Origin of the sequence: Natranaeroarchaeum sulfidigenes, assembly GCF_017094485.1 — an archaeon.
In the GTDB taxonomy this organism is placed as follows: domain Archaea; phylum Halobacteriota; class Halobacteria; order Halobacteriales; family Natronoarchaeaceae; genus Natranaeroarchaeum; species Natranaeroarchaeum sulfidigenes.
In genome coordinates this window covers 298,368-322,015 of record NZ_CP064786.1, presented here as the reverse complement: position 1 = coordinate 322,015, position 23,648 = coordinate 298,368, and the positions used below count along the sequence as shown (strand labels likewise).

Here is a 23,648-nt window from a genome sequence, read left to right as displayed (position 1 = left end):
GTAGGACGGGTCGGTGATCACCGTGGAACCGAATAGACAGAGATACAATTAATAGAGGTTGAAATCAACAAGGTATCTTATAATCAAAGCCACATTATAGGCACCTAAATTATAAAATTCTTCCAGACAATAACCAGTTGTGAATGACACGAACTCTGCTGAGATAGACATCGAAGAGGTATCTGAAGAACTTACTCAAGAGTGTATGCGGTTATTTTCTCAAATCTTCGGTCAAGATATTCCTTCACAGACGACCGAAGAACAACTCCAAAGTGCGGAAGATCAAGTTTCAGAACTTCTCGAAGATTGGATACAAGTTGCAGAATCAAAAGAGAACGATGAGGAGATAACGGAATTTATGCTTACCAAATATTCTAAGATTTCAGGTGAAATACTGGGAATGGAGCCCTCAAACGAGGATCCACTTGCTGATTTTATTGAAATCTACGAACAGATTGAGGGGATAATGAATGACATGAGAGAGTGCCATGAGATACTTGGATATCCTGAATACTATGATATTGTAGACTCAACTTGTGAAGAGCTAATTTATGAAGGAAAGGCAACCGAGTTTATGGAAGCAATTGATGAGTCTTTTCCATACGATATGAGATTGTTCCTCCAGCGTGTACTCAGCAGCTATGATGAGAAGCTGGAACTCATCTTGGAAAATCCAGAAATACAAAATGCCGAGACCGTCGAAACCTACCTTCGGATGTATGAGCGACAATGTGAGATTTTCAAGACGACTGTTCCTATCTTGATTTTCTCATGTGAATTGCTAAATGATCGTGAGGTAGATCTTGGTGATTTGACGGGCAAACGGCTTGGTAATTATATTGACATGGTTTCGGCTAAAAGTCGATCACGGATCAATGATTTTGCAGATTCAGTTGACAACGAATACCGCAATTCAATAGCTCATAACGATTACCTTGTTCTCCCAATTGAGAATCAGGTTGAGTTCAAATATGAGGAGGAACCCGTCGATACACTACCATTCTGTGAAATTCGAGACCTGTGTGTAGAGATCTTCTGTATGAACCAGAGCGTGTTCCTAATACATACCATGTTACAAAATAAGCAAAACAAGAAGGCTATTGAGGAAATCAGATAGATCATATCCGCAGCATCCTATTGATGAATAAATCAGCGCTGGGTGATCTTCCAGTTGGTAGGATCAATCTGCAATCCAGCTATATTGAATGGTTTTCTACATTGGATTGAACACCTTTCTAAGCATATCTGATAAAGCGTCTTCTCAGGGCACCTTACGGTCCTGCACCGCGTTACAGCGTCCCAGACTATCCACAGTAGCCGATTCGGTTTCCCACCGCTGCGGTGGCGGTAAGGCCGGACCGTTCTGGTCCGGCCGCATTGTCCACCACCTTAGTGGCAACTGCCGAAATCTGGCTGATCTAAATTTTCAGAAATCAACAAAAATCGCATCCTGAATACAGAGGATAGATGCAGCAAACCGATACTGGTGGTTCCAAGCGGTTCAGCTGAAGCAGCAGATCAGTAAACGTTTAAACAGCCCACCTTCGCGTCAAGACCCCTGATGAACGAATATCAAATGTCAGATTGTCGCTCTCATCCTCGTCTCCCGGATAGTAGTAGAAGTGATCTTGTTCTGTTAGAGTGGTATTGTTCTCATAGAGACTGTACTCTATAAGATACCGCTGTTGTTCGGCAACGTCTTCGCTGATACTGTGCTCGTCTGGTTCAATATCGATCCGCCCTGAGAACACTCGGGCTTCGCTTCTGGAAAGATCGCCATCTGTTCGTGAAAAAGCCATTTCGATTGTGTAGGAACTCTCGGCCTGATTAAAAACGGCCACGGAGAGCATTGGAGAATCGGAGAACAGTCCTGTACATCCAGCAAGCCCCGAGCAGAGAGGAATCGTGCCAAAAACAAAAGAGCGCCGTTTCATACGATGAGTATATGTTCAATTAACAAGTGTTTTTGGGAGTAATTTGTACACCATCTTATATTGAATGATCTGGATGCTCGTTGGTCGAGTTCTGATCTATACAGCATTCGCCCCCTGTATTCAGCACGATCACTGGAAACTGTCACTGTGCAAGATTTCCTACTGAAACGTCTATGTCATCCGACCCCCGTTTCTCGTGGATCAACTGGAACTCAGCGGTGCGGGGTACTTTTTTTGGCCAGTGCCCTTAGGCACACTCCCTAAGGGGTGTGTCCCGCTCGGTGGGAACACTCCCGTCTGGAGATCTCCCCGATCGGCCCGATCACCGCGTAGCCACTGCCTGTAAGTAAAGTAAACTATACCTAAGTATCCGAAAACTGCAACTCCAGTTGAACTACTGGGGTCGAAGAATAGCGTTGCCACTCAACTGTCGGGCGCTACCGGGTGAGCGAACGCACCCGACTCTGCCGCCGATCCCCGTCCGCGTTCAGCCACTCGACGCGCGCCTCCAGGAGCTCGGCAACGTCGCGACTGTCCGTTACTCAGGCCTTCTTTGCCACCCGAAGAACGTGGTATGAGGACGTTGTGAACTCCCAGAGTCGCGTCCGCCGCTCACAGGATCAAGGGGCCCGATCGGATTTGAACTACGCAAACGCCTCACTTCGTTCGGCGTTTTCTACTTCAAATCCTCGCTCATCCAGTAGCTGTCGCTCGCGGAGTAGCTCGCGACAGTAACATGGGCCCGCTCGGATTTGAACCAAGGACGAAGCGGTTATGAGCCGCTCTCTCTAACCAGACTGAGATACGGGCCCTCGGTCACCAGTTGATGGACCTGAAACTAAGACCTGTCGCATCCGAACGCACCGTCTGATCGACAGCAGATACTACAATCACCGAGTACCGCAGAAGATACGCCGCCGCCAGGGCTCGAACCTGGGACAACCTGGGTAACAACCAGGTGCTCTACCAACTGAGCTACGGCGGCCCGTGCGCATCTCACCGTAGTCGACGTCTTTTGAAATGGCTTTCGTTTTCACCCGGCCGTACACCGGTATCCTTTCCCTCACCAAGCGTGAACGGGACGATGATGAGCGAGGCCGAGACGTTCGAAGAGGTCGTAGCTGCCGTCAGCGAGTCGGTCGATCCGTCGCCCGAAGAGGTAGAGCGCATGGAACGAGTGGCGACCGCGCTGATCGGTCGGGTCGAGGCAGCAATCGAAACGCTGCCGGTCGAGGCAGATGTCGTTCGCGTCGGCTCCACCGCTCGCGAGACGTGGATCAGCGGCGACCGGGATATCGATCTGTTCGTCCGCTTTTCGCCCTCGATCGAACGTGACGCGCTAGAGAAGTACGGTCTCGCCGTTGGACACGAGGTGTTGCCCGACGGAACCGAGGAGTTCGCCGAACATCCCTACGTCAAAAGTACCGTCGATGGGTTCGATATCGACCTCGTCCCGTGTTACGCCGTCGACGATCCCGGGGAGATCAAATCCTCGGTGGATCGAACCCCGTTCCATGCCGAGTACGTCCAGTCACGACTCACGGACGAGCTCGCACGAGACGTCCGCCTCGCAAAGCAGTTTTTCACCGGGATCGGTGTCTACGGCAGCGACCTCAGGACGGAGGGGTTCAGCGGCTACCTGACGGAACTACTCGTCCTCGAATACGGCGGCTTCCGGCCCATGGTCGAAGCCGCCGCGGCGTGGCATCCGCCGATCGAACTCGATCCGGAGGATCACGGCCGGGTGACTTTCGACGACCCGCTCACCGTTATCGATCCGACGGATCCAGGCCGGAACGTCGCTGCAGTCCTCTCGGCCGACAACGTCGCCCGACTCCAGCATTACGCTCGCGAGTTACTCGACGACCCACGGACCGAGTTGTTCGCGGCGGTCGAACCCGACCCGCTGGACGAGCACGCACTCCGAGAGCAGCTCCAGAATCGGGGGACGACACCGGTAGCAATCAGGTTCGATGCCCCTGATATTGTCGAAGATCAGCTATACCCGCAGCTCAGACGATCCCGGCTGGGTATCATCGAGGAACTCGACCGGCGCGGCTTCACTGTCTGCCGTTCGATGGCGATCGCCGACGAGACGGCCGTCCTGTTCGCCGAGCTCGCCGTCACCGAACGGCCGCGGGTCGAGCGTCACGTCGGACCACCTGTTCACGTACGGGACCACGCCGAAGGCTTCTTCCGGAAGTACGAGGGAACTGACGCGTATGGGCCGTTCATCGAGGGGGACAGATACGTCGTGGAGCGTTCCAGAGAGTACACGACTGCCGAGGCGTTCCTGAACAGCGATGATCTCTTTACCGTACGGCTGGGGACACACGTCGAGACGGCGCTCGACTCGGGGTACGATGTACTCGTCGGAGAAGAAATCACGGTGCTTATCGACGAGTTCGGCGTCGAACTCGCCGCGTACTTCGACCCGTCACCCTAGTTCGGCGGCGTGACGCCGCGGTGTCGGGTCTGGATGTCGCCGATCAGGGCTTCGACGTCTTCGTCCACGTCACCGTCAGGCATCGACGGGTCGAGTCCATCGAAGACCTCGTGAACCATCACGACGCCGTCAGCGAGAACATCGAGCCCATAGCCACCTTCGAGGACGAACGCAAGCGCTGTTCCGATTCGTTCCGTGAGGATGCGCATCCGCTGGGTGAGCACGCCGTAGCCCTCAGTCGTAAGTCGCATCCGCGAGATGGGATCGTGCCGGTGGGCGTCGAAGCCAGCGCTGATAAGCAGCAGGTCCGGGTCGAACTCCTCTATCGCCGGTTCAAGCAACTGCTCGAACACTGCCACGTACTCAGCATCGCCGCCACCCGCCGGAAGCGGAACGTTGAGCGTCGACCACTCGCCCGCCGCCGTCCCCGTCTCGCCAGCCCGTCCCGTGCCGGGATAGATCCCGTCCTCGTGAACCGAAGCGACGAGGACATCCTCGCGATCATAAAATATCTCCTGGGTACCGTTCCCGTGGTGGACGTCCCAGTCGAGGATTGCAACCGACTCGGCGTCGGTGGTATCGAGTGCGTGCTGGGCGGCAACCGCCACGTTGTTGACGAAACAGAACCCCATCGCGTTGTCGGTGACAGCGTGATGTCCAGGCGGTCGACCGAGCGAGAACGGCGTGTCGCGACCGTCATCCCCTGCGAGTGCACGCTCTGCAGCCCACGATGCCAGTCCGGCGCTCTGGAGAATCGCATCCCACGATTCCTCGACCGCGACTGTATCCGGATCCCAGTCACCGCCCCCGTCCGCACAGAACTGCCGTAGTTCCTCGATATACGCGTCGTCGTGAACGGCTGTGACCGAATCGACCGACGCTGGGGATATATCGACGTACTCGACGCCGTGTTTTCGCTTGAGCCCTTCACGAACTGCCAGTAGCCGGTCGGCTGCCTCCGGGTGGCGCTCGCCGGTGTCGTGGTCGAGGCACGTCTCGCTGTAGCCGAAGTTCATCTCATTCGAACAGCTCGAAGTACGTTTGAATGTCTTCGGCCTTTACTGTTCGGCGGTCCGCATGTCTGGCGAGTGTCGCGGCCGCAGTTGCGACGTTGTCCGCGTAGTCTTCGAGAATGTCCGCGAGTGCGATTCGCGCGTTCATCGAGACGCGATAGGAATCGTCGATATCGAGGCGCGCGATCCGGTCGATCGGTGCGACCGGTAGTTCGAGGTCGTCCTTGTCGATAACCTGCTCGACGCCAAAGTCCTCGGCCATCAACGTCTTCCGGCCGTCTCTGGTGGCCTCGATCGCGGCGTCGGCTGCGAGATCAGCCCCGTGTGTCTGGATCCGGCGTGCGAGTTCCTCTGCGGCCTCGGCACTTACGCGCAACTGCCCGGCGTTCCGTCGAATAATAGTGTCCACGGGAGCAAACGGTAACTCAACGCTCATACCCAATTTCGGGCAAGTCGGCACCTTAACCTTTTCCGTCCCGGCGCTCTGGGAACTCGTCGCTATACGACATCGTCAGCGTCGAGCCGACCGTCCTGTAACAGCCCGCGGGCGGTAACCTCCTGTCCGAGGTGGACCTCCGTCTCTGTCTCGACACTGACCGTCTCCTCCCCATTGTCGAGCACGACCGGATTTCCGGCCTGCACGACCGTTCCAGTAAACTCGGTTCGTTCACCGTCGGCCATCGCCGTCGCAGCGCCCCCTTCGCTCGCAGTGGCCCCACCGGTATCTTCAGCCGGTGTCGATGTGGCTTCGGTATCACCCGATGCCGTGCTGTCGTCACCGCCGTCAAACGATCCCAGCGTCGCATCGCCGTCTGCTGTTGCGTCCTCGGTCTGTGTGGTCGTATCGCCGAGTATGGTCACCGATGACTGCCAGCCAGCAGAAGCTTCGAGGTCGTCTTGCCACCCGTCCTGAATCTCGACATCCGCGAGCGCCACCTCGTCGCCCGGCGCGATCTCTTTGTCGGCCTTCTCGCCCCACAGCGCGACCCGGATGTCTCCAGTATCGTCCTGAACGCGAATGTTCCGGACCTGCCCCTCGCTGCCGTCGTCCCGGTCAAACGTCCGTTTCGGGTCGGCAGAGCGTACCACACCCGCAATATCGACGGTCTGTCCGATTTCGAGCGTCTCGATCGGCGTTCGCTCGGGCTCGTACTCGATCTCCTCGTCGATCTCCTCGACAGCGCCGCGATCCCCGACGTGCAGCTCGATGTCACCGTCGCGTTCACGAACGTAGCCGTCCACGACCTCGACGCTCGTCCCCGACTCGATCTCCGTCGCGCGGTCGGCCTTCTCGTCCCACAGCGTGACCCTGATACGTCCCGTCGGATCCCCCAGCACGAGGTTCGACACTTTCCCCTCGCTTCCGTCGTCGCGGTCGAACGTCCGTACCGGCTCGGTATCGAGCACGAGCCCCGCCAGATCCACATCGGAGAGACCCATCGAGAGATCCTCGACCTGATAGGTGTCGGTCACGGAAACATCGATCTCGATCTCGTCGTCCGGCTCGGCGTCCTCGACGCTCACTTCGAGGCCATTGTAACCGTCCTTCGGTCGGCCTTTCACCCGCAACACGTCGCCGACTTCCAGTTCCTCCCGGGCGGCCTCGGCCTGTCCGTCCCAGAACGCCGCGCGCAGGCTGCCGGTCTCGTCGGCTAACTCGACGTTGACGACCTGTCCTTCGGGCTGTTCTTCGTCGTCGCGGTCGAAGGTCCGAACCTCACCGACCCCCATGACCTTGGCGAGGAACTTCACCTCCTCCATCCCCGGTTCGATATCCGCGATTCCGTTCACCTCGCTGTCCGCAATCTCGTGTGCAACGAGCATCGCAGCGGTCTCCTCGTCCGCTAACCCCCCCATCTGTTCCACCTTGGCCTCCACGGCCTCGCGGAACTTCTCCTGGGGGACGTCCGCCTCCAGATCCTCGTATACGTCCTCGATAGCACCCATTCTAGTACGGTGTGGTAGTTTGGCCCCCGGTTAAGCGTTGTCCTTGCCGCAGGTGGCGGTGCTGTCTGGGGGTTTTGTTGAGTATTCTGGACGCCGTCTGTGGGTCATAGTGTGGGTGCTGCGGGTTTCTCTGGGTCGGCATGGTCACCGATTGCCTCGGACTCGTGTATAAACCTCCGGCTCCGTCAGGCGTTGACAGAGACGCCACGGATCGTAACCGCTTTACGTGGGTCGGCGATACGTAGAGATGAGTCCGGGTAGGGTAGTGGACTATCCTCTTGGCTTGCGGAGCCAGGGACCGGAGTTCAAATCTCCGTCCGGACGTTCTTCACGGCGCTAAACGACGAGCGTAGCGAGGAGCTTGCGCCGTGAAGGACGACAAAGGAGATTTGAGCAGATCAGACGCGCGCAGCAACGCGAGCACGTCTGAACGAGTTCAAATCTCCGGGCGACCGGAGGTCGCCCGTGCATCGCGTTCGCTACAGCTCACGCGATACTCCGTCCGGACGTGCCTCACGCTTCGCTGCGCTCGCGTGAGACTCCGTCCGGACGCTACATTTTGCGCGAACAACACGGCGAGCGACCTCTGTGTCGCTCGCCAGCGAGTACGTTCCGAAAATCGGTCGGAGAGTCAGCAGCGCCAGCGGGACCGTACCGTTATTCGTCGTCTTCGTCGTCGTAGTGGACCCGGATTCCCTCGGGAACCGGTCGGAGGAGGTACCGATCTGTCTGTCCCTGGCGGACGGGCGCGAAGTCCGCCGTGAAAGAGGTCCGGACGTCCTCCCGGATCTCGAACGGTTCGTTGAACGTCAGCGGAGCTTCGCCGGGGGTGTCCATCTCGGCCAGTTCGCCGTCTTCAAGCGTCCCCTCGATCTCGGAGATGTCGAGCTGTAGGAACTCGTACTCGGCCGTATCGAGCTCACGCTCGTCGATCAGCTGGGTTTCCTCACCCTGGAGCTGGACCAGGTCGGCTTCCTGTGGCTCGTCAAACTCGTAGTACTCACGCCCGGAGGGCTCTCCGTTCTCGTCGTCCCCAGTGTCGCCAGCGTCGGCGTCGTCGGGGCCGAGCCAGATCCCCTCGATCGTGACGATACAGGACTCGAAGTCGCCGATGTCTTCTGGCTGGTCGGTGACGCTGGTCGCGAGCGTTCCGGTTGCGTCGCCGAGGCAGCCAGCCAGTCCGGTCGTGGTGATGGCCGCTGCGCCGCCAGTCAGTTTGAGATACGTCCGTCTGTCAGTCGTGTGGATGTCGTTAGTCATTGCTATTGGAGTTCTGGTTGGATAGTTGGAAGTGTTTTCTGGCCGTGTTATAGCATCCGGTCGACAGCGTCTTCGGCCTCATCATCGGCGTCGTCAGCGACGTCACCGCTACCGATGTCGTCGGCCGAAGAGGCGATACTGCTCACCGCGTCGCCGAGTCTGTCGGTCCCGCTGTCGAGATGCTCACCGATCGTGTCGTGGATCTCGCTCACGTGGTCAGGCACCTGCTCGGGGAGCGACCCGGGCAGTCCGGCGTCGTCACCGGCTGCCGGTCCAGGGTCCTCGACTGCGTGATCGTCTGCCGTTTCGTTTGCGTTCGATGCGTCCGCGGGGGCGGCGGCTCCGACTGCCGCTGCACCGCCGATCAGGACGACCGCGGCGAGCGCGACCGTCAGTAGTGTTCGAGCGTTCATTGCATCCGGATCGGGGAGTGGCAGACACTTAACCACCTGAAGCGCTCAATCCGAATTTGCGGCAATTAACTGGTTGTCCCGACGATTAAGCCGAATTAACTGGAGTTTCTCCGGTCCTCTCGCGCGTCACCGGCCACCCGGTGCAATCGAGCGCCGCTCCGGGCGATCGCTGGCTCACGCGCGCCGGTGGCGGATGCCGTAGCGAGCACGACGAGATCGCCACCGACGCGGTGCGGGCCGATCGACGTCCGCAGTCGGTCAGTGCCCGAGTCGACTGCGAAGCCGTGGCGTCAACTCCTCGTGGACGACGCGGTCAACGATCGGACGTACCAGTACGACGACCGCAAGCGGGATGGCGACGACAGCGACCAGAATGTGACCCATAAAAACGCCGCCGCCGTCCGGCGGGAACAACAGTGTGGCGAGGCTCAGAACCGTCAGCCCGAGGGTCACGACTGCCAGCGCTCCGGCGAGAAGGGAGCCAGCGCTCGGTCCATTCAGTAGCGCGTTCGCGAGTGCGGCGAGCGCGAGCGCGGTGGGCGGAGCGAAAATGAGCATTGGCCCCAGTGTTCCCGGGGCCGATACGGTGCCCAGTGTGGTTTCCAGCATCCTCATACCCGGTATCAGTTCGACCGTCACCGCAATCAGTCCCAGCAGGCCGACCGCGAGCGTCGCTTCGAGGACGCGCAATCTCGAGTTGTTGGAGGGCATACATGAGAGGTTCCCGGCGAATCCAAAATAGGTTCGGGTTGGATCGATCGGCTGGTCGGGTCATGTCAATACCAAAGTTGATCGGAGACAGCAATGTACTACAATATTCGAATCTATGTACTATACTATTCGAAGCGAATTACTATAGTTTTCGAAGTATAGCGTCTTTCCACCGATCTCGCTCGCTGTCGCGGGCCTTTTGAAGGTCGAAGGAGAAAGGCGGGTATGACCGAGGCACGCGCGGAGTTTCTGGCGGGCGAGCGAACCGAGGACGTCGCCTTCTTCCTGGCCGACGAGGCGGTCGACAACCCTGACAAACTCGACGGGTTCGGCGAGCGCGTCGACGGGGGGCATCTGCTGATCGTCGACGGCGAGGCTGGTCGGGCGGCGTTCCAGTCGGCGACCGGTACCGACGCGATGGGCTTTGCAAAGAAAGCGATGGGCACCGAGGGCGAGATCGACCGCTCGCTCACCGGCGGGACCTGTCCGGACGGTGCGGACCACGACGTGCGCTTCGTCTTTGCCTTCGCCGAGGAACAGAACGAGGAGGTCGGCGGACTCTACGGCGAGGGTGACGTGATCCACGCCTACGCCCAGTGTGACTGTGGGACCGCTTACTCACACAAGTGGGTGGTCGGGGAGCGAGACGAATGAGTCAGCATCCACAGGCGACCAGTCGGGGGTTCCTGATGAACAGCCGTGAGTGGCGCATCGTCGGGATGGCGACGCTGCTGATGACGATCAACGTCGCGCTGATGTACGCCTTCGTCCTGACGCCGCTCGCGGTGGTCAACGACTACCTCTTTGCCGCCCCGATCGTCGGCGTCCTCGTCTACGGTGCCGCACTGATGGTCGGCGAGATTATCGCCGAAAAGGGCGTCAAGAACGGAAACATGGGAACTGCACTCGCGGGTGTCGCGTTACTCCAGCTGGCCTTCGGGACGCTCGGCGCAGGCATCCTTTCGTTTGCCCCGCGTGACGTGCAGGTCACCGCGCTGGGGATTGCCGGTGTCATTACCGTCCTGATCACCTTCCTGATCGCCACCTACGTCTACGCCCGATCGAAGAGCTTCGATCGCTGGAGCACCTACGCCAACGGCTCGTTCATCCTGGGCGTCGTCGGCGTCGGCGTCGGCATGCTGATCCCGATCGTCTCGCTGCTCGGCTTCGTCTTCATCTTCTTCGGCTTCCTGCTCCGGCTCGGCTGGGAGATCTGGCGGATCCGCGAGCGCCGCGGCACGTCGGAGTTTCTTAGCGCTATCGGCGTCTACATCGCCATCGCTGGCGTGTTCGTCCACGTCCTGCAACTCGTCCTCCGAGTGATGGCGCGGGACTGATCCGCCCTACTCGTCGTTCTCGGCGGCGTCGTCCTCCCAGTCCAGGTTCCGGAAGGCGTCCAGAATCACCTGCTTCGTCGTCGCGCCGCGGCTCGTCCAGTGGTGGGCGTAATCGAGCATGTCGTCGTAGATATCTGGCTTACAGCCCGCGGCCTTGGGGTGGCCGCCGCCGTTTACCTGTCCGGCGACCTCGTGGCAGCGCTCGAAGCCGTCGGTCCCGCGGATCGACGCCGATCCGGCCGGTTTGACGATCACCGACGCGTCCGCATCCTGTTCGCGCATCGCTTCGGCGACCTCGTTCTGTGAGCATCGGCCGTAGGTGACCCCAACCGTCCACGGGCCGATCTCGACGAACTCCGCGCGGTTGACCGCACGGTCGATAAGATCGTTCTTCTCGATGCGCTGTTCTTCGAGAAAGTCGAGGACGTCTTCGGGCAGATCCGCCCCGTACTCGGCAACCGTCGCGACGTACTCCTCGGGCTCCGACCAGTAGGAGTAGTCGGCCAGGTCGTCGCTGCGCTCGTCCTCACGGATCCAGAGGTCGTGATCGCGCGTGACGACCGCGAGGTCGCGCAGGTGTTCGGGGAAGTCGTAATCGAGCGAGCGGAGGGCGACATCGGCAGTACACTCCTCGTCGGAGTCGCCGACAACGAGGTCGACCCCGGCATCACGGACGGCCGCGGCGACTTCGTCGTCCCACTGGTGGTGGTCGAACCAGCGCACTTCGCTGGCTCTGTCGAGCAGGGCGTCGAGCTCCTCGTCGACGTACTCGAACCTGTCCGGACAGAGGTCACAGACGAAGGCTGTGATCCCCTCTTCGCCGTACTCGGCCACGTACTCCATCCCGTCTTCGAGGTCGTGGGGGCCGGCGGGGATCAGGGCGGCCTCGCCGTACACTTCCTGCAAGAGAGCGACACAGGCCAGTCCGTCGGCGTCCGGGTCGGCGACGACGGCGACCTCGACGCCGTCGAGCGCCTCGGCAGCCTCCTGCGCTTCGAGTTCCTCTTCGAAAGAATCCGGTACGAAAAACCCCTCGCCGGGGAGTACGGATCGCCGCGGCGGGGCGAGCTCGCTGTCGTCAATGAGTGACTCGTCCATACCGTCTTCTGTGGGCCCGGCTCAAAGAACCCGCCGATCCACGGATCCGCTCTGCGGCGTGGCGCGCTAGCCCAGCTGGCGGACGGTCAGGACGGGAATCGGACTCGATCGGACGATGCGCTCGGCGACGCTCCCGAGGAGAAACCGGTGTTCGCCATGTCGACCACGGGTGCCGGTCGCGATTACGTCAGCGTCGACCTGACGGCCGTACTCGCAGACTTCCTTCGCCGGTTGTCCCTCTCTGAGGGCTGTGTAGATCTCCCGATCGGTGCTCTCCCGGACTGTCTCGAACGCGTCTTCTGCACTCCGTTCGAGCGCGTCCCGCAGGTCGTCGCGTAACTCGTCCGGTGATCCCTCCACGTCCGTCTCGTCGATGACGTACAGCGCGTGGACCTCCGCGTCGAACCGCTCTGCGAGGTCCACGGCGACGTTTATTGCCCGCTGGACGCTCTCGGAGCCGTCAGTCGCGACGACGACTGTCTCGATCATACCTACTCTTCCCCCGCAGGTCGCATAAATCTCCGGTCCGCCGCCCGCGTGGTGTCCACCGCGCCGAGCGGATGGCAGGTGGCTTTTTGACGGCGGCACCCGTTCGTCCCCGTATGTCACCACGCTCGACTCAGCCTCGCTCCAGCTTCGAGGACTCCCCTGTCGATGATCCCGACCGGGTACCGACCGTCGAAACCGTCCTCGTCCCGGTCGACGGTAGCGACGAGTCGACCCGGGCCGTCGAGTACGCGATCGCGATTGCCGACCGGTACGATGCCGGTCTGGAGGCACTATACGTGCTCGGCGAGGAGGTCGTTCGAGCGATCGAACAGGAGCGGATCGAGGGGGATGCCGTCGCTGAGAACAACAGAGCGTATCTGCAGACGATCGAAGAGATGGCCACCGATCGAGACGTTCCTGTCAGTACGATGATCGCGTACGGCTTCTCGACCCAGCGCAAGACACAACATCCCGGCAGTGTCGTCCTCGATGTCGCCGAGGAGAACGATGCGGACTTTCTCGTTATCCCTCGGGAGCCACAGACCGACGAACCGGATGTGCTTGAAAAGGCCGCCGAGTACACTCTGCTGTATGCCAGCCAACCCGTCCTCTCAGTCTGAGAGTCGGAGTGCCATCTCCAGCTCGAAGCTCTCCGAGCCGCTTTTCTCGAAACCGACTTTCTCGTACAGCGAGACTGCTGCCGTGTTCCAGCGCTCGACGGTGAGCCAGACGCACTCGATACCCTGCTCTCGGCCATAGCCGAGCAGGTGCCGGAGTAGCTTTCCGCCGATTCCGGCACGCTGGTACTCCTGTGTGACGAAGATCGCCAGCTCGTAGGCGTCGCCCTCGGTATCCTGTACGAGCGCCGCGTGTCCGGCGATGTCGTCCCCGTGGCTGGCGATGACACTGTAGCCTTCGCCAAGGATGACGTCAAGCCAGTCCCGGACGCGCCGCTCCGAGGATGGGGGGATGCCCTGTGCGCGGTCAGCAGGATCGAAGCCGACGTACATCTCGACCAGGGCTTCCCTGTCGTCCGTACCATACGGTGCGATCCGGATGTCCCGGCCCTCGCGGTCCTCGAACGTCGTCGGAGGGGCCGGGAACGATCCCGCGACCTCGTCCGGGTAGAGGCGGTCGTCGCTCATCGTATCAGCTTCACCGTCACCTGTGCGTTTACGAGCACAAACTCTGTGATCGGCCCGAGCTTGATCTTGCCCATCGGACTAGCACGCCCTCCCCCGATTACGATCTGGTCGAACCCTTCTTCCTCTGCGATACGGAGGAGTTCGCTTTCGGGCGCTTCCTCTATGTGTCGGATCGTTGCATCGAGACCTGCCCCCTCAAGTTCGGTCTTCACATCCCTCTCGATCTCCTCTCGTCCTTCATCTCGCTCGTCAGTCTCGAATATCGCGATCGTCAACTCGTCGTCAGCCTCCACCGCTCGCTCAACCGTCTGTGTCAGCGCGCGCCGGGACTCGTCACTTCCGCCGACCCCGAGCAGGACTTTCATGCAGGTCAGTTTTATCGGCCCCTTCAAAACTGTTGTGTCGAAGGACCGATCGATCTGACACGCAACCCGCCACACCACGTCGCTCGCCCGATCACACCGTACGCACGAGCAGCCAGAGGTGGTACTCGAGGGCGTTCGACATACCCGACAGTAGTACTTCAAACGTACAGTATTACTGGAAAAGACCCCGCTACTGTCCGCTACTGTACGGAAATGTGTGACTGATCCACGAAAACCCTATAACCCGAGCGATTGATTATTATGATATGCAACGGGGGTATCTCCGGTGAGCACGATACAGCGAGATCCCGACGACCGGGTACAGATACTGGACGATAGCGGCCACGTCCGGGAGAATGCCGCGGTCCCGGACCTGTCGGACGACCGGCTGGTCGAAATGTACCGGGACATGCGACTCGCCAGACACCTCGACGAGCGGGCCGTTAGTCTACAGCGACAGGGACGGATGGGAACGTATCCGCCGATGTCTGGTCAGGAGGGTGCACAGGTCGGGAGCGCGTACGCGCTCGACGCCGAGGACTGGATGTTCCCGAGTTATCGTGAGCACGCCGCCGTGACAGTGCACGGAATGCCGCTTTCCCGGACGATGCTGTACTGGATGGGCAGCGAGGCGGGCGGGAAGATTCCGGAGGACGTCAACGTCTTCACCGTCGCGGTCCCCATTGCGACCCAGGTTCCCCACGCGACCGGGATGGCATGGGCGTCGAAGCTCAGGGGAGAAGAACGTGCATTCCTCTGTTACTTCGGCGACGGCGCGACCAGCGAAGGAGACTTCCACGAGGGGCTGAACTTCGCGGGCGTCTTCGACGTGCCCGCCGTCTTCTTCTGTAACAACAACCAGTGGGCGATCTCGGTGCCCAGAGACCGCCAGACGGCCAGCGAGACCCTCGCACAGAAGGCGACCGCCTACGGGTTCGAGGGCGTGCAGGTCGACGGAATGGATCCACTGGCAGTGTATCAGGTCACCCGGGACGCCGTCGAGAAGGCGAAGGGTCCCGGCCCTGGCGAGCTCCGCCCCACGCTCATTGAGGCGGTCCAGTACCGTTTCGGTGCACACACGACCGCGGACGACCCCTCGGTGTATCGCGACGAGGAGGAAGTCGAACGGTGGAAACAGAAAGATCCCCTGCCGCGCATGGAGACGTTTCTGCGCTCGACCGGGCGACTCGACGACGAGACGGTCGACGCAATCGAGGCCGAGATCGAGGACCGCGTGGCGGAGACGATCGAGGAAGTCGAATCGATGCACCGACCCGAGCCCGCCGAGATGTTCGAGTACGTCTACCGGGACATGCCAGAACGGCTCGACGAACAGCTGCGCTATCTGCAACGGATCCGGGACGAACACGGCGACGACGCGCTACTGGAGGGATAATCATGGCGAGCAAACAACAGCCGGCCACCGCGCCGGATCCGGCCGACGTATCGAGCGAGTCGCTCACGCTCGTCCAGGCGGTACGGGACGGGCTGGCGACCGAGATGGCGATCGACGAGGACGTCCTGATGATGGGCGAGGACGTCGGGAAAAACGGGGGCGTCTTCCGGGCGACTGAGGGACTGTATGACGAGTTCGGTGAGCATCGCGTGATCGACACACCGCTCGCCGAGTCGGGGATCGTCGGCACGGCGATCGGGATGGCGGCCTACGGTCTCCGCCCCGTCGCGGAGATGCAGTTCATGGGCTTTATCTACCCCGCGTTCGACCAGATCGTCTCCCACGCCGCTCGCCTGCGAAACCGCTCACGCGGCCGGTTCACCTGTCCGATGGTGATCCGCGCGCCCTACGGCGGCGGCATTCGTGCGCCCGAGCACCACTCCGAGTCGACGGAGGCCTTCTTCGTCCACCAGCCGGGACTCAAAGTCGCCGTCCCGTCGACGCCCTACGACGCGAAGGGACTGCTGACGAGCGCGATCCGCGATCCCGATCCCGTCCTCTTTCTCGAACCCAAACTGATCTATCGGGCGTTCCGCGGGGACGTCCCGGACGAATCCTACGAGATCCCACTCGGCGAGGCCGCGGTCCGACGCGAGGGCGAGGACGTCACCGCCTACTGCTGGGGGGCGATGGCCCACCGGACAGTGGAGGCCGCCGACAACCTCGCCGGTGAGATCGACGTCGAGGTCGTCGACCTGCGCTCGCTTTCACCCCTCGACCGCGAGACGATCGTCGAGAGCTTCGAGAAGACCGGCCGGGCGGTCGTCGTCCACGAAGCGCCCAAAACGGGCGGGCTGGCCGGCGAGATCACCGCGACGCTACAGGAGGAGTCACTGTTGTATCAGGAGGCACCGATCGGGCGCGTCACCGGCTTCGACACGCCGTTCCCGCTGTACGCGCTCGAAGACTACTACCTTCCCGAGCCCACCCGTATCGAGGAGGGGATCAGGGAGACCGTGGGGTTCTGACATGGTCCGCGAGTACCGACTGCCCGACGTCGGCGAGGGCGTCGCAGAGGGCGAGATCGTCCGCTGGCTCGTCGAACCGGGCGATGCCGTCGAGGAGGATCAGCCGATCGCGGAGGTCGAGACCGACAAGGCGATGGTCGATCTGCCAGCGCCAGTCGACGGGTCGATTCGGGAACTCCACGCCGAGGAAGGCGATATCGTTCCGGTCGGCGACGTGGTCGTCACGTTCGACATAGAGGGCGAGGACGATACCGACGCGACTGGGGGCGAACCCGACGACTCCGACGAGGAAACAGAGATCGCTTCCGACGACGGGGCCGAGCCTGCTCCCGGCGATAGCCCCGACGCGGGATCGGAGGTGCCGGACGGCCGGGTGTTCGCCTCGCCGTCGATCCGCCGGGAAGCACGTCAGGCTGGCGTCGACATCGGTGAGATCGAAGGCAGCGGTCCGGGCGGCTGGATCACGGCGGCCGATATCCAGCAAGCGGCCAGCAGTGGGGAACAGGCGTCCCCCGCGGTCCCCGATGAGTCAGCAGTCGAAGAAGGGGCCGGGGCGGCGTCCGAGCCGTCGGGCCCCGCCCCGCAGCAGACGGTCGCCGATACAGGCACAATCGGTTCTGACGCCGATTCCGCGGCCGCAGACCGCGACCGAACCCTCGCCGCCCCGGCGACGCGGCGTGTCGCTCGCGAGGAGGACGTCGACCTGAACGCCGTACCCGCAGTCGAACAGCGCGACGGCGAGGCCTTCGTCACCGCCGATGCTGTTCGGGAGTACGCCGCCGCCCAGCAAGTCGCACAGGAGGCCGACGCGGCGGCGGTAACGGGGGCCGGTTCGGGCACGGAGGCGGCGTCCGGCGACACGCGCGAACCGTACCGCGGCGTCCGGCGCGCGATCGGCGAGGCGATGGAGACCGCGAAGTACACCGCGCCCCACGTGACCCATCACGATACCGCGGACGTCACGGAACTCGTCGCGACGCGTAAACGCCTCGCGGCCGAAGCCGAGGAGCGCGGGATTCGCCTGACGTACACGCCATTCGTCATGAAGGCCGTCGCCGTAGCGCTCAACGAGCATCCGATCCTCAACGCACAGCTCGACGAGGAGGCCGAGGAGATCGTCAAGCGCGGCGAGTACAACCTCGGCGTGGCGACCGACACGGAGGCTGGACTGATGGTGCCTGTCGTCGAGGACGTCGATCACAAGGGATTGCTCGAACTCGCCTCGGAGACGAACGAGTTGGCACAGAAGGCCCGCGAGCGCTCGATCGAGCCCGCAGAACTGCAGGGCGGGACGTTCACCATCACGAACGTCGGCGTCATCGGTGGCGAGTACGCCACGCCGATCATCAACCATCCCGAGGTGGCGATACTCGCGCTCGGCGCGATCAAGGAACGCCCGCGAGTCCACGAAGGCGAGGTCGTCCCGCGTGAGACGCTACCGCTCTCGCTGTCGATCGACCACCGGGTGGTGGACGGCGCGGACGCCGCGCGGTTTACCAATCGTGTGATCGAGTTGTTAGAGGAGCCGAGCCTGTTGCTTCTGGAGTGAGCCTGTCTGGTCACTCACTCCTCGAGGCTCGGATGTGTCTCCTGTTCGTCGGGATGGCGCTCGGCGAATCGCTCGCGCATGAGCTTGTTCGCCTCGTCCTCGCGCTCGCCCGCCGTCTCGGCGTCGATCTCCTCACAGCCCGGCGGGAGATCACGCCCGCGGTCGGTGAAATAGCCCTCGGGTGCGACCCAGTCGTGGTAGAAGGGTCGGTCGTCGTCTTCGAGTAGCGTGACCGCGACTTCCGCGCCGTGGCCCGCACAGACGATCGCCTGATGGGGTTTTTCGGCGAGGCGACCGGCAGCATAGAGCCCGTCGACGCCGGTGCGGCCCCGCTCGTCCGTATCGACGAACGTCTTCCCGCGGTCGATGAGCCCGACACCATCGACCGATCGGAGATACGCCACTTCGTTTTTCGTTGCAGCGATCACGTACTGGGTGTGATAGCGCTCGTCGGCGTCGGTGTCGACGGCGAATCCGCTGTCGGATTCCTCGACAATCGTGACTGTTCCGTCGTGGAACGTCGCCCCCGCCGCCTCCGCCTGGTCGGTCATGAGGTCGAGCAGCCGGCGGGGGTTCACGCCCGCAGGAAAGCCGGGGAAGTTCTCGACGTGGGCGTTCCGGCGCACGATCGAGTTACCCGCATCGATGACGACTGTTTCCAGCCCGTGTCGGGCAGTAAACGTCGCGGCAGCGAGTCCCGCAAGGCCACCCCCAACGACCACTACGTCCAGCGCTCGTCCGGAGGGCATCTCAGCACCAGCTCCCTGTCCGAGTAATTGCTTCCTCGCCTGCGCGTCCGGTCCGGTCGTCGTGCGCGTACATGCCGGATGACAGGCGGGCGTGAGCAAAGTAGCTTCTGTCGGCGGGACACCTCTCACAGGGGCGGTCGGCTAGAAGACGTACTCCATCACCAGCTGTTCGATGAATCCTTGCCGCCTGCTCTCGTGGGCCTGAACGGAAATCACCGAGCAGTCGAGGCGCTCGACGAGTTGCTGTTCGGGCTGGCCGAACAGACGCCCGGCGAGGCCCGTTCGCCCCACGCCGGTGAGCACGAGGTCGGCGTCGCCGACGAATCGCTGGAGACCGACCAGCGGCTCGTCCGTCTCCAGAATCCGGGAGGTCACCGGGACTGTACAGATAGATGTCAGATCGTTATGGTAATCTTCGATGGTCCGGCGCTGCGTGTCGGGGGCGTCCTCGGGGATCGTCTGAAGGAGGCTGATCTCGGCACCGGTCTCCTCGGCGATCGCGTCGGCGATCAGTAGCTTGACCGGGTCGTACGCACCGCGCGCCGTGACGACTGCGATCTCGTCGGGGCTCTCAAAGCCTCGATCCTCTACGACCGCGACGTCACAGGGCGCGTTCCGGAGGATTCGCTCGGTCTCGCGATCACCGAACAGGCGCTGAAATCGCTCCTCTGCACGGCGTTCGAGCAGGATCAGGTCGATCTCCTCGTAGGTTGCGTAGTCGACGATCGCCTGCTCGTGGTCCTCGCTGTCGATCTCACGATATCGGATCTCGACATCGCCGTTTTCCTCCGGGACATCCGCGGGCTGGTCCGTTCCCTTGGCCTTCCCCTGTCGCGTTCCGCCGGAAGTTCGTAGCGCTGGATCGTCATCGGAGGGATACCACTCGGGGGCTTTCGTGGGATCCTCCGGCAACCAGTCCGGGCGCTCGTCCGAAATCACCTTCGCGTGCCGTTCCGGGAAGACGTAGTGAGGGATATCGAGGAACTCGACAACCGTAACGACGGTCGAACGCAGCCGCCCGAGATCCGCCGCGATCCGGGTCATGTCCTGGCGCGCCCGGTCGGAGGTCGATTCGGTGACTGCAACGAGCACGTCGTACTCACGGGTCGACTCGAACAGTTCTCTGGTGTGCTCGACGGCGCGCGAGCCTGCGGATTCACGGACCTGTGCACGGGCCGCACCCTCACGGTCGATCCCACCGCTGTAGTATCGAACGTAGCCAAAGTACCAGAGCGCCGCGAGCGCTACGATTCCGAGAGCTCCCGCCACGGCGACGATACCTGTGTAGACCAGCACGACGGAGCCGCCGAGGATTCCTGCGATGGGCATCCACGGGTACAGCGGCGTCTCGAAGGCAGGATCATACTCGGGGACGACACCCTCACGGAAGCCGATCAGAGCGACGTTGAGCAGAATGAAGACGAGGATCTGGAACGCGCTCCCGAACGCGGCCACCTGCTGGATCGGTAGAACGGTGACCATCAACAGCAGGACGCCCCCGGTCAGCGCAACGGCGTTGAACGGCGTCGCAAAGCGTTCGCTGACCTGTTCGAGCTGTTCCGGGAAGACGCCGTCCCGGGCCATCGCGAGGGGGAACCGGGAAGCCGCAAGTAACCCAGCGTTGGCGGTCGACGCAAGCGCCATGAGCGCCGCGATGACGATGGCGATCGCCCCCGCTGGACCGATCGCCTGTTCGGCGACCAGCGCGATGATCGGCCCTTCACCATCCGATCCGAGCTGTCCGGCGTCGATCGCCGCCTGAATGTCGAGCACGCCGATCGTGATGTAAACGATCGCCGCGTACATCACCGCGACGAAGGCCAGCGCGCCGATGATCGCCAGCGGCAGGTTTCGGCCGGGGTCCTCGACCTCCTCGGCGACTGCCCCGACTTTCGTCAGTCCCGCATAGGAGATGAACACGATCGCGGTCGCCTGCAGGATCCCCTCGCCAGTCGGGTCGAACGCGCCGGCGGTCGCCGCAGTGTCGATCTCGGGAATCCCACCGACGACCAGCCAGCCGAGGATCAGAATCAGAATACCGACGATCCCGAACTGCAGTTTACCCGATCCCTCCGCGCTGACGAGGTTGACGACAGTGAAGAAAATCGCCAGCACGACTGCAAGCGCGGTGACGAACTCCGCCAGCGTCGGGTTGACGTAGACCAGATACGGCACCCCCCCGACCAGCGCGAGGGCGCTCTTTAGCGAGAGCATCAGCCACGTCCCGACGCCCGCGATCGTCCCGAGTAGCGGCCCCATGCTTCGCTCGACGTAGAGATATGGACCACCGTCTTCCGGGATCGCGGTCGACATTTCGGCGACGGCAAGCGCCGCGGGCAACACGAGGATGGCCGCGAGGACGAACGCGAATACGGCGGCGGTGTCCGCGAAGAACCACGCCAGCCCGGGCAGGATGAAGATACCACTGCCGATCATTGCGCCCACCGCGATGGCTGTCGTTTCCGCCAGTCCGAGGTCTCGCTTGAGGCTACTTGGCATAGTTACTCACGTCGGTCACACGGTTTACGGGGGTAGGCCGTGCAGGGGTTATCAGGGCTTAGGAACGTCTCTGAATGATACCTGTACCTTACAATGTTAGATCTCATCTGAGGGACCTGTTTGGCCACGATGCGCAGGGACTACATTCGGGGACCCCACCATTCTTTCACTCGACGCCACTAACACGCCATCATGGTCGTTGGAGACGTTGCAACCGGAACGGACGTACTGGTGATCGGCGCGGGACCGGGCGGCTACGTCGCCGCTATCCGCGCGGGACAGCTCGATCAGGACGTCACGCTGGTCGAGAAAGAGGCCTACGGCGGCGTCTGTCTGAACCATGGCTGTATCCCCTCGAAAGCGCTGATTACGGCGACCGGCGTGGCCCACGAGGCCGGACACGCCGAGGAGATGGGGATCCACGCGGATCCCGAGATAGACGTCGGGGAGATGCAAGAGTGGAAAGACGGCGTCGTCGACCAGCTTACCCGCGGGGTCGAAAAACTCTGCAAGGCCAACCAGGTCAATCTCGTCGAGGGACGGGCTGAGTTCGTCGGCGAGCATGAAGCCCGCGTGGTCCACAGCGGCGAGGGGCAGGGAGCGGAAACCGTCGAGTTCGAGCACGCCATCGTGGCGACGGGCTCACGGCCCATCGAGATTCCCGGCTTCTCCTACGCCGACGAGCCAGTACTCGACTCCAAACAGGCACTGGCGATGGACGGGGCACCGGACTCACTGGTGATCGTTGGCGCGGGCTACATCGGGATGGAACTAGCGGGCGTGTTCGCCAAACTCGGCACCGACGTGACGGTCGTCGAGATGCTCGACTCCGTCCTGCCCGGCTACGAAGCGGACCTCGCCCGGCCGGTCAAGAAACATGCCGAGTCGCTCGGCGTTGACTTTCACTTTGGACAAAGTGCGACGGGCTGGGAGGAAAGCGATGACGGCATTATCGTCCATACCGACGCCGCAGGCGATGACGATGAGGGGCTCTCCCTCGATACCGAGAAGGTGCTCGTCGCGGTCGGTCGCCAGCCGGTCACCGACACCGTCGACCTGCCGGCGGCGGGCGTCGAAACCGACGACCGGGGCTTCGTTCCGACGGACGATCGGGCACGGACCAACAAAGACCACATCTTCGCGGTCGGCGACGTTGCGGGCGAGCCGATGCTGGCACACAAGGGGAGCAAAGAGGGGCAGGTGGCCGCGGAGGTGATCGCTGGCGAGCCTGCCGCACTCGACTATCAGGCGATCCCCAGCGCGGTCTTTACGGAACCCGAAATCGGCACGGTCGGGATGACCGTGGCCGAAGCCGAAGACGCTGGGTTCGAGCCGATGGTCGGAGAGTTCCCGTTCCGCGCGAGCGGGCGGGCGCTCACGACCGGCGAGACCGATGGGTTCGTCCGACTCGTGGCCGACGCGGAGGACGGGTTCGTCCTCGGCGGGCAGGTCGTCGGGCCGGAGGCGTCGGAGCTGATCGCCGAGATCGGCCTGGCGGTCGAGATGGCCGCGACCGTCGAGGACGTCGCGTCGACGATTCACACGCACCCGACGCTCTCGGAGTCGGTGATGGAGGCCGCCGAAAACGCGCTCGGACACGCGATCCACACGCTCAATCGGTGAGGTAGTCTCAAAAGAGCCGCCGTATTCCTGTCGACCCCGAGTCGCTATTCGACCACAACCGAGCCCTTCATTTCAGAGGCCTCGTGTGGTGTGCAGATGTAGTTGAACGTGCCTTCCTCCTCGAACGTGTACTCGAAGGTGTGACCCTCCCGGTTTACCAGGTCGCTCTCGAACAGTTCCGCGCTGCCGGCGTGAACGACGTTGTGGCTGCCACCGTCGCCGGTCCACTCCCAGACGACGGTCGTCCCCTGATCCACCTGGATCGCCACGGGATCGAAGGCGAGGCCGTCCCCCGCGCCGACCGCGACCGCGACCTCGCTGGATCCAGTGTGGTCTTCGACGCCGTCGAACTCGTCCACGGCCGAGAGCCAGACGTCTGCATCCTCGTCGCCGTCCTCGTAGCCGCCGTTGCCGAGACACCCGGCAAGTCCCGCAGCTGCCAGTCCGGCTGCTGTGGCGAGGACTGATCGACGGGATCTCATCGCGTACACACCTCGATAGTGGCGGTACACTCCTCCGCTGTGCGGCGACCGTACTGATTGAGGGGAGACATCAATTTAGATCTCGGGAACGGCATCGTATAAGTCCACTGAGATCCACGTGGACAACTCACTCTCCGCGCTTCGCCGACGCTCTTTTAGGCCCG

Annotated in this window: 23 protein-coding genes and 3 tRNA genes; 10 read left to right on the top strand and 16 right to left on the bottom strand. The window is 62.0% G+C overall.

All coding sequences use genetic code 11. The features are described from left to right. The first annotated feature begins 139 nt into the window (after window positions 1–139). Complete coding sequence (locus tag AArcS_RS01630) at window positions 140–1,117, top strand: hypothetical protein (protein WP_238478683.1); 978 nt, start codon at window positions 140–142, stop codon at window positions 1,115–1,117. 412 nt (window positions 1,118–1,529) lie between these two features. Here AArcS_RS01630 and AArcS_RS01625 read toward each other — a convergent pair whose 3' ends face one another. The 3 genes from AArcS_RS01625 to AArcS_RS01615 form a co-directional block, all read right to left on the bottom strand. Then, the gene (locus tag AArcS_RS01625; RefSeq protein WP_238478682.1) at window positions 1,530–1,934 is read right to left on the bottom strand and encodes a hypothetical protein; all 405 of its coding nucleotides are present in this window, start codon (window positions 1,932–1,934) and stop codon (window positions 1,530–1,532) included. A 737-nt stretch (window positions 1,935–2,671) separates the two neighbouring features. After that, window positions 2,672–2,746 (bottom strand) — tRNA-Ile (locus tag AArcS_RS01620). 100 nt (window positions 2,747–2,846) lie between these two features. Continuing rightward, window positions 2,847–2,919: transfer RNA gene (locus tag AArcS_RS01615), tRNA-Asn, on the bottom strand. 99 nt (window positions 2,920–3,018) lie between these two features. Between AArcS_RS01615 and cca the strand changes: the two genes are divergently transcribed. Beyond that, window positions 3,019–4,380 carry a CCA tRNA nucleotidyltransferase gene (cca, locus tag AArcS_RS01610; protein ID WP_238478681.1) on the top strand — a complete coding sequence of 454 codons (1,362 nt, stop codon included), beginning with the start codon at window positions 3,019–3,021 and terminating at the stop codon, window positions 4,378–4,380. Here the strand turns inward: cca and AArcS_RS01605 are convergent. From AArcS_RS01605 to AArcS_RS01595, 3 genes are all read right to left on the bottom strand, one after another. Further along, on the bottom strand, window positions 4,377–5,396 hold the full coding sequence (locus AArcS_RS01605) for a histone deacetylase family protein (protein WP_238478680.1): 1,020 nt from the start codon (window positions 5,394–5,396) through the stop codon (window positions 4,377–4,379). The genes cca and AArcS_RS01605 overlap by 4 nt on opposite strands. Before the next feature lies 1 nt (window position 5,397). Then, the gene (locus tag AArcS_RS01600) at window positions 5,398–5,829 is read right to left on the bottom strand and encodes a histone family protein (protein ID WP_238478679.1); all 432 of its coding nucleotides are present in this window, start codon (window positions 5,827–5,829) and stop codon (window positions 5,398–5,400) included. Between the two features lie 62 nt (window positions 5,830–5,891). Continuing rightward, window positions 5,892–7,340 (bottom strand): single-stranded DNA binding protein, encoded by a 1,449-nt coding sequence (locus AArcS_RS01595; RefSeq protein WP_238478678.1) that lies wholly within the window; start codon window positions 7,338–7,340, stop codon window positions 5,892–5,894. A 251-nt stretch (window positions 7,341–7,591) separates the two neighbouring features. On the opposite strand from AArcS_RS01595, the gene AArcS_RS01590 reads away from it, so the two are divergent. Then, a tRNA-Arg gene (locus tag AArcS_RS01590) sits at window positions 7,592–7,664 on the top strand. 333 nt (window positions 7,665–7,997) lie between these two features. On the opposite strand, the gene AArcS_RS01585 is transcribed toward AArcS_RS01590, so the two are convergent. From AArcS_RS01585 to AArcS_RS01575, 3 genes are all read right to left on the bottom strand, one after another. Beyond that, complete coding sequence (locus tag AArcS_RS01585) at window positions 7,998–8,600, bottom strand: DUF4382 domain-containing protein (RefSeq protein WP_238478677.1); 603 nt, start codon at window positions 8,598–8,600, stop codon at window positions 7,998–8,000. Between the two features lie 47 nt (window positions 8,601–8,647). Further along, window positions 8,648–9,013 carry a hypothetical protein gene (locus AArcS_RS01580; RefSeq protein WP_238478676.1) on the bottom strand — a complete coding sequence of 122 codons (366 nt, stop codon included), beginning with the start codon at window positions 9,011–9,013 and terminating at the stop codon, window positions 8,648–8,650. A 258-nt stretch (window positions 9,014–9,271) separates the two neighbouring features. Beyond that, complete coding sequence (locus AArcS_RS01575; RefSeq protein ID WP_238478675.1) at window positions 9,272–9,724, bottom strand: hypothetical protein; 453 nt, start codon at window positions 9,722–9,724, stop codon at window positions 9,272–9,274. A gap of 225 nt (window positions 9,725–9,949) precedes the next feature. On the opposite strand from AArcS_RS01575, the gene AArcS_RS01570 reads away from it, so the two are divergent. Beyond that, a complete protein-coding gene (locus tag AArcS_RS01570) occupies window positions 9,950–10,378 on the top strand; it encodes a DUF5807 family protein (protein ID WP_238478674.1) in 429 nt (142 codons plus the stop codon). Continuing rightward, window positions 10,375–11,061: a hypothetical protein gene (locus AArcS_RS01565; RefSeq protein WP_238478673.1), complete on the top strand. Its 687-nt coding sequence runs from the start codon at window positions 10,375–10,377 to the stop codon at window positions 11,059–11,061. Before AArcS_RS01570 ends, AArcS_RS01565 begins: the two co-directional genes overlap by 4 nt. A gap of 6 nt (window positions 11,062–11,067) precedes the next feature. On the opposite strand, the gene AArcS_RS01560 is transcribed toward AArcS_RS01565, so the two are convergent. Both AArcS_RS01560 and AArcS_RS01555 read right to left on the bottom strand, forming a co-directional pair. Next, window positions 11,068–12,159 carry a DHH family phosphoesterase gene (locus AArcS_RS01560; protein WP_238478672.1) on the bottom strand — a complete coding sequence of 364 codons (1,092 nt, stop codon included), beginning with the start codon at window positions 12,157–12,159 and terminating at the stop codon, window positions 11,068–11,070. A gap of 66 nt (window positions 12,160–12,225) precedes the next feature. Beyond that, entirely contained in the window at window positions 12,226–12,648 is a 423-nt protein-coding gene (locus AArcS_RS01555; RefSeq protein ID WP_238478671.1) for a universal stress protein, read from the bottom strand. A gap of 113 nt (window positions 12,649–12,761) precedes the next feature. On the opposite strand from AArcS_RS01555, the gene AArcS_RS01550 reads away from it, so the two are divergent. Continuing rightward, on the top strand, window positions 12,762–13,268 hold the full coding sequence (locus AArcS_RS01550; protein WP_238478670.1) for a universal stress protein: 507 nt from the start codon (window positions 12,762–12,764) through the stop codon (window positions 13,266–13,268). Here the strand turns inward: AArcS_RS01550 and AArcS_RS01545 are convergent. Continuing rightward, window positions 13,260–13,793, bottom strand: coding sequence for a GNAT family N-acetyltransferase (locus AArcS_RS01545; protein WP_238478669.1), 534 nt, complete (start codon window positions 13,791–13,793; stop codon window positions 13,260–13,262). The genes AArcS_RS01550 and AArcS_RS01545 overlap by 9 nt on opposite strands. Beyond that, entirely contained in the window at window positions 13,790–14,158 is a 369-nt protein-coding gene (locus AArcS_RS01540) for a universal stress protein (RefSeq protein ID WP_238478668.1), read from the bottom strand. The genes AArcS_RS01545 and AArcS_RS01540 overlap by 4 nt, the downstream gene beginning before the upstream one ends. 286 nt (window positions 14,159–14,444) lie before the next feature. Between AArcS_RS01540 and pdhA the strand changes: the two genes are divergently transcribed. From pdhA to AArcS_RS01525, 3 genes are read left to right on the top strand one after another with little or no spacing between them, the layout of a single operon-like run. Continuing rightward, a complete protein-coding gene (pdhA, locus tag AArcS_RS01535; protein WP_238478667.1) occupies window positions 14,445–15,554 on the top strand; it encodes a pyruvate dehydrogenase (acetyl-transferring) E1 component subunit alpha in 1,110 nt (369 codons plus the stop codon). A gap of 2 nt (window positions 15,555–15,556) precedes the next feature. Continuing rightward, window positions 15,557–16,582, top strand: a complete 1,026-nt coding sequence (locus AArcS_RS01530) for an alpha-ketoacid dehydrogenase subunit beta (RefSeq protein ID WP_259372671.1) — start codon at window positions 15,557–15,559, stop codon at window positions 16,580–16,582. Window position 16,583: 1 nt separating this feature from the next. Further along, entirely contained in the window at window positions 16,584–18,131 is a 1,548-nt protein-coding gene (locus tag AArcS_RS01525; RefSeq protein WP_238478666.1) for a dihydrolipoamide acetyltransferase family protein, read from the top strand. A gap of 14 nt (window positions 18,132–18,145) precedes the next feature. On the opposite strand, the gene AArcS_RS01520 is transcribed toward AArcS_RS01525, so the two are convergent. Both AArcS_RS01520 and AArcS_RS01515 read right to left on the bottom strand, forming a co-directional pair. Further along, complete coding sequence (locus AArcS_RS01520) at window positions 18,146–18,880, bottom strand: FAD-binding protein (protein ID WP_238478665.1); 735 nt, start codon at window positions 18,878–18,880, stop codon at window positions 18,146–18,148. Window positions 18,881–19,021: 141 nt separating this feature from the next. After that, on the bottom strand, window positions 19,022–21,379 hold the full coding sequence (locus AArcS_RS01515) for an amino acid permease (protein WP_238478664.1): 2,358 nt from the start codon (window positions 21,377–21,379) through the stop codon (window positions 19,022–19,024). 192 nt (window positions 21,380–21,571) lie between these two features. Here AArcS_RS01515 and lpdA point away from each other — a divergent pair, with 192 nt between their 5' ends. Beyond that, entirely contained in the window at window positions 21,572–23,002 is a 1,431-nt protein-coding gene (gene lpdA / locus AArcS_RS01510; protein ID WP_238478663.1) for a dihydrolipoyl dehydrogenase, read from the top strand. Window positions 23,003–23,046: 44 nt separating this feature from the next. Here lpdA and AArcS_RS01505 read toward each other — a convergent pair whose 3' ends face one another. After that, a complete protein-coding gene (locus tag AArcS_RS01505) occupies window positions 23,047–23,484 on the bottom strand; it encodes a halocyanin domain-containing protein (RefSeq protein ID WP_238478662.1) in 438 nt (145 codons plus the stop codon). Window positions 23,485–23,648: the final 164 nt, after the last annotated feature.

Coding starts and splice junctions, on each gene's coding strand:
- AArcS_RS01540 (WP_238478668.1), bottom strand. CDS start 14,158: ATGAAAGTCCTGCTCGGGGTCGGCGGAAGTGACGAGTCCCGGCGCGCG.
- AArcS_RS01565 (WP_238478673.1), top strand. CDS start 10,375: ATGAGTCAGCATCCACAGGCGACCAGTCGGGGGTTCCTGATGAACAGC.
- AArcS_RS01530 (WP_259372671.1), top strand. CDS start 15,557: ATGGCGAGCAAACAACAGCCGGCCACCGCGCCGGATCCGGCCGACGTA.
- AArcS_RS01545 (WP_238478669.1), bottom strand. CDS start 13,793: ATGAGCGACGACCGCCTCTACCCGGACGAGGTCGCGGGATCGTTCCCG.
- AArcS_RS01580 (WP_238478676.1), bottom strand. CDS start 9,013: ATGAACGCTCGAACACTACTGACGGTCGCGCTCGCCGCGGTCGTCCTG.
- AArcS_RS01575 (WP_238478675.1), bottom strand. CDS start 9,724: ATGCCCTCCAACAACTCGAGATTGCGCGTCCTCGAAGCGACGCTCGCG.
- AArcS_RS01505 (WP_238478662.1), bottom strand. CDS start 23,484: ATGAGATCCCGTCGATCAGTCCTCGCCACAGCAGCCGGACTGGCAGCT.
- AArcS_RS01555 (WP_238478671.1), bottom strand. CDS start 12,648: ATGATCGAGACAGTCGTCGTCGCGACTGACGGCTCCGAGAGCGTCCAG.
- AArcS_RS01570 (WP_238478674.1), top strand. CDS start 9,950: ATGACCGAGGCACGCGCGGAGTTTCTGGCGGGCGAGCGAACCGAGGAC.
- AArcS_RS01520 (WP_238478665.1), bottom strand. CDS start 18,880: ATGCCCTCCGGACGAGCGCTGGACGTAGTGGTCGTTGGGGGTGGCCTT.
- AArcS_RS01585 (WP_238478677.1), bottom strand. CDS start 8,600: ATGACTAACGACATCCACACGACTGACAGACGGACGTATCTCAAACTG.
- AArcS_RS01550 (WP_238478670.1), top strand. CDS start 12,762: ATGTCACCACGCTCGACTCAGCCTCGCTCCAGCTTCGAGGACTCCCCT.
- lpdA (WP_238478663.1), top strand. CDS start 21,572: ATGGTCGTTGGAGACGTTGCAACCGGAACGGACGTACTGGTGATCGGC.
- AArcS_RS01595 (WP_238478678.1), bottom strand. CDS start 7,340: ATGGGTGCTATCGAGGACGTATACGAGGATCTGGAGGCGGACGTCCCC.
- cca (WP_238478681.1), top strand. CDS start 3,019: ATGATGAGCGAGGCCGAGACGTTCGAAGAGGTCGTAGCTGCCGTCAGC.
- AArcS_RS01525 (WP_238478666.1), top strand. CDS start 16,584: ATGGTCCGCGAGTACCGACTGCCCGACGTCGGCGAGGGCGTCGCAGAG.
- AArcS_RS01625 (WP_238478682.1), bottom strand. CDS start 1,934: ATGAAACGGCGCTCTTTTGTTTTTGGCACGATTCCTCTCTGCTCGGGG.
- AArcS_RS01605 (WP_238478680.1), bottom strand. CDS start 5,396: ATGAACTTCGGCTACAGCGAGACGTGCCTCGACCACGACACCGGCGAG.
- AArcS_RS01600 (WP_238478679.1), bottom strand. CDS start 5,829: ATGAGCGTTGAGTTACCGTTTGCTCCCGTGGACACTATTATTCGACGG.
- AArcS_RS01560 (WP_238478672.1), bottom strand. CDS start 12,159: ATGGACGAGTCACTCATTGACGACAGCGAGCTCGCCCCGCCGCGGCGA.
- AArcS_RS01515 (WP_238478664.1), bottom strand. CDS start 21,379: ATGCCAAGTAGCCTCAAGCGAGACCTCGGACTGGCGGAAACGACAGCC.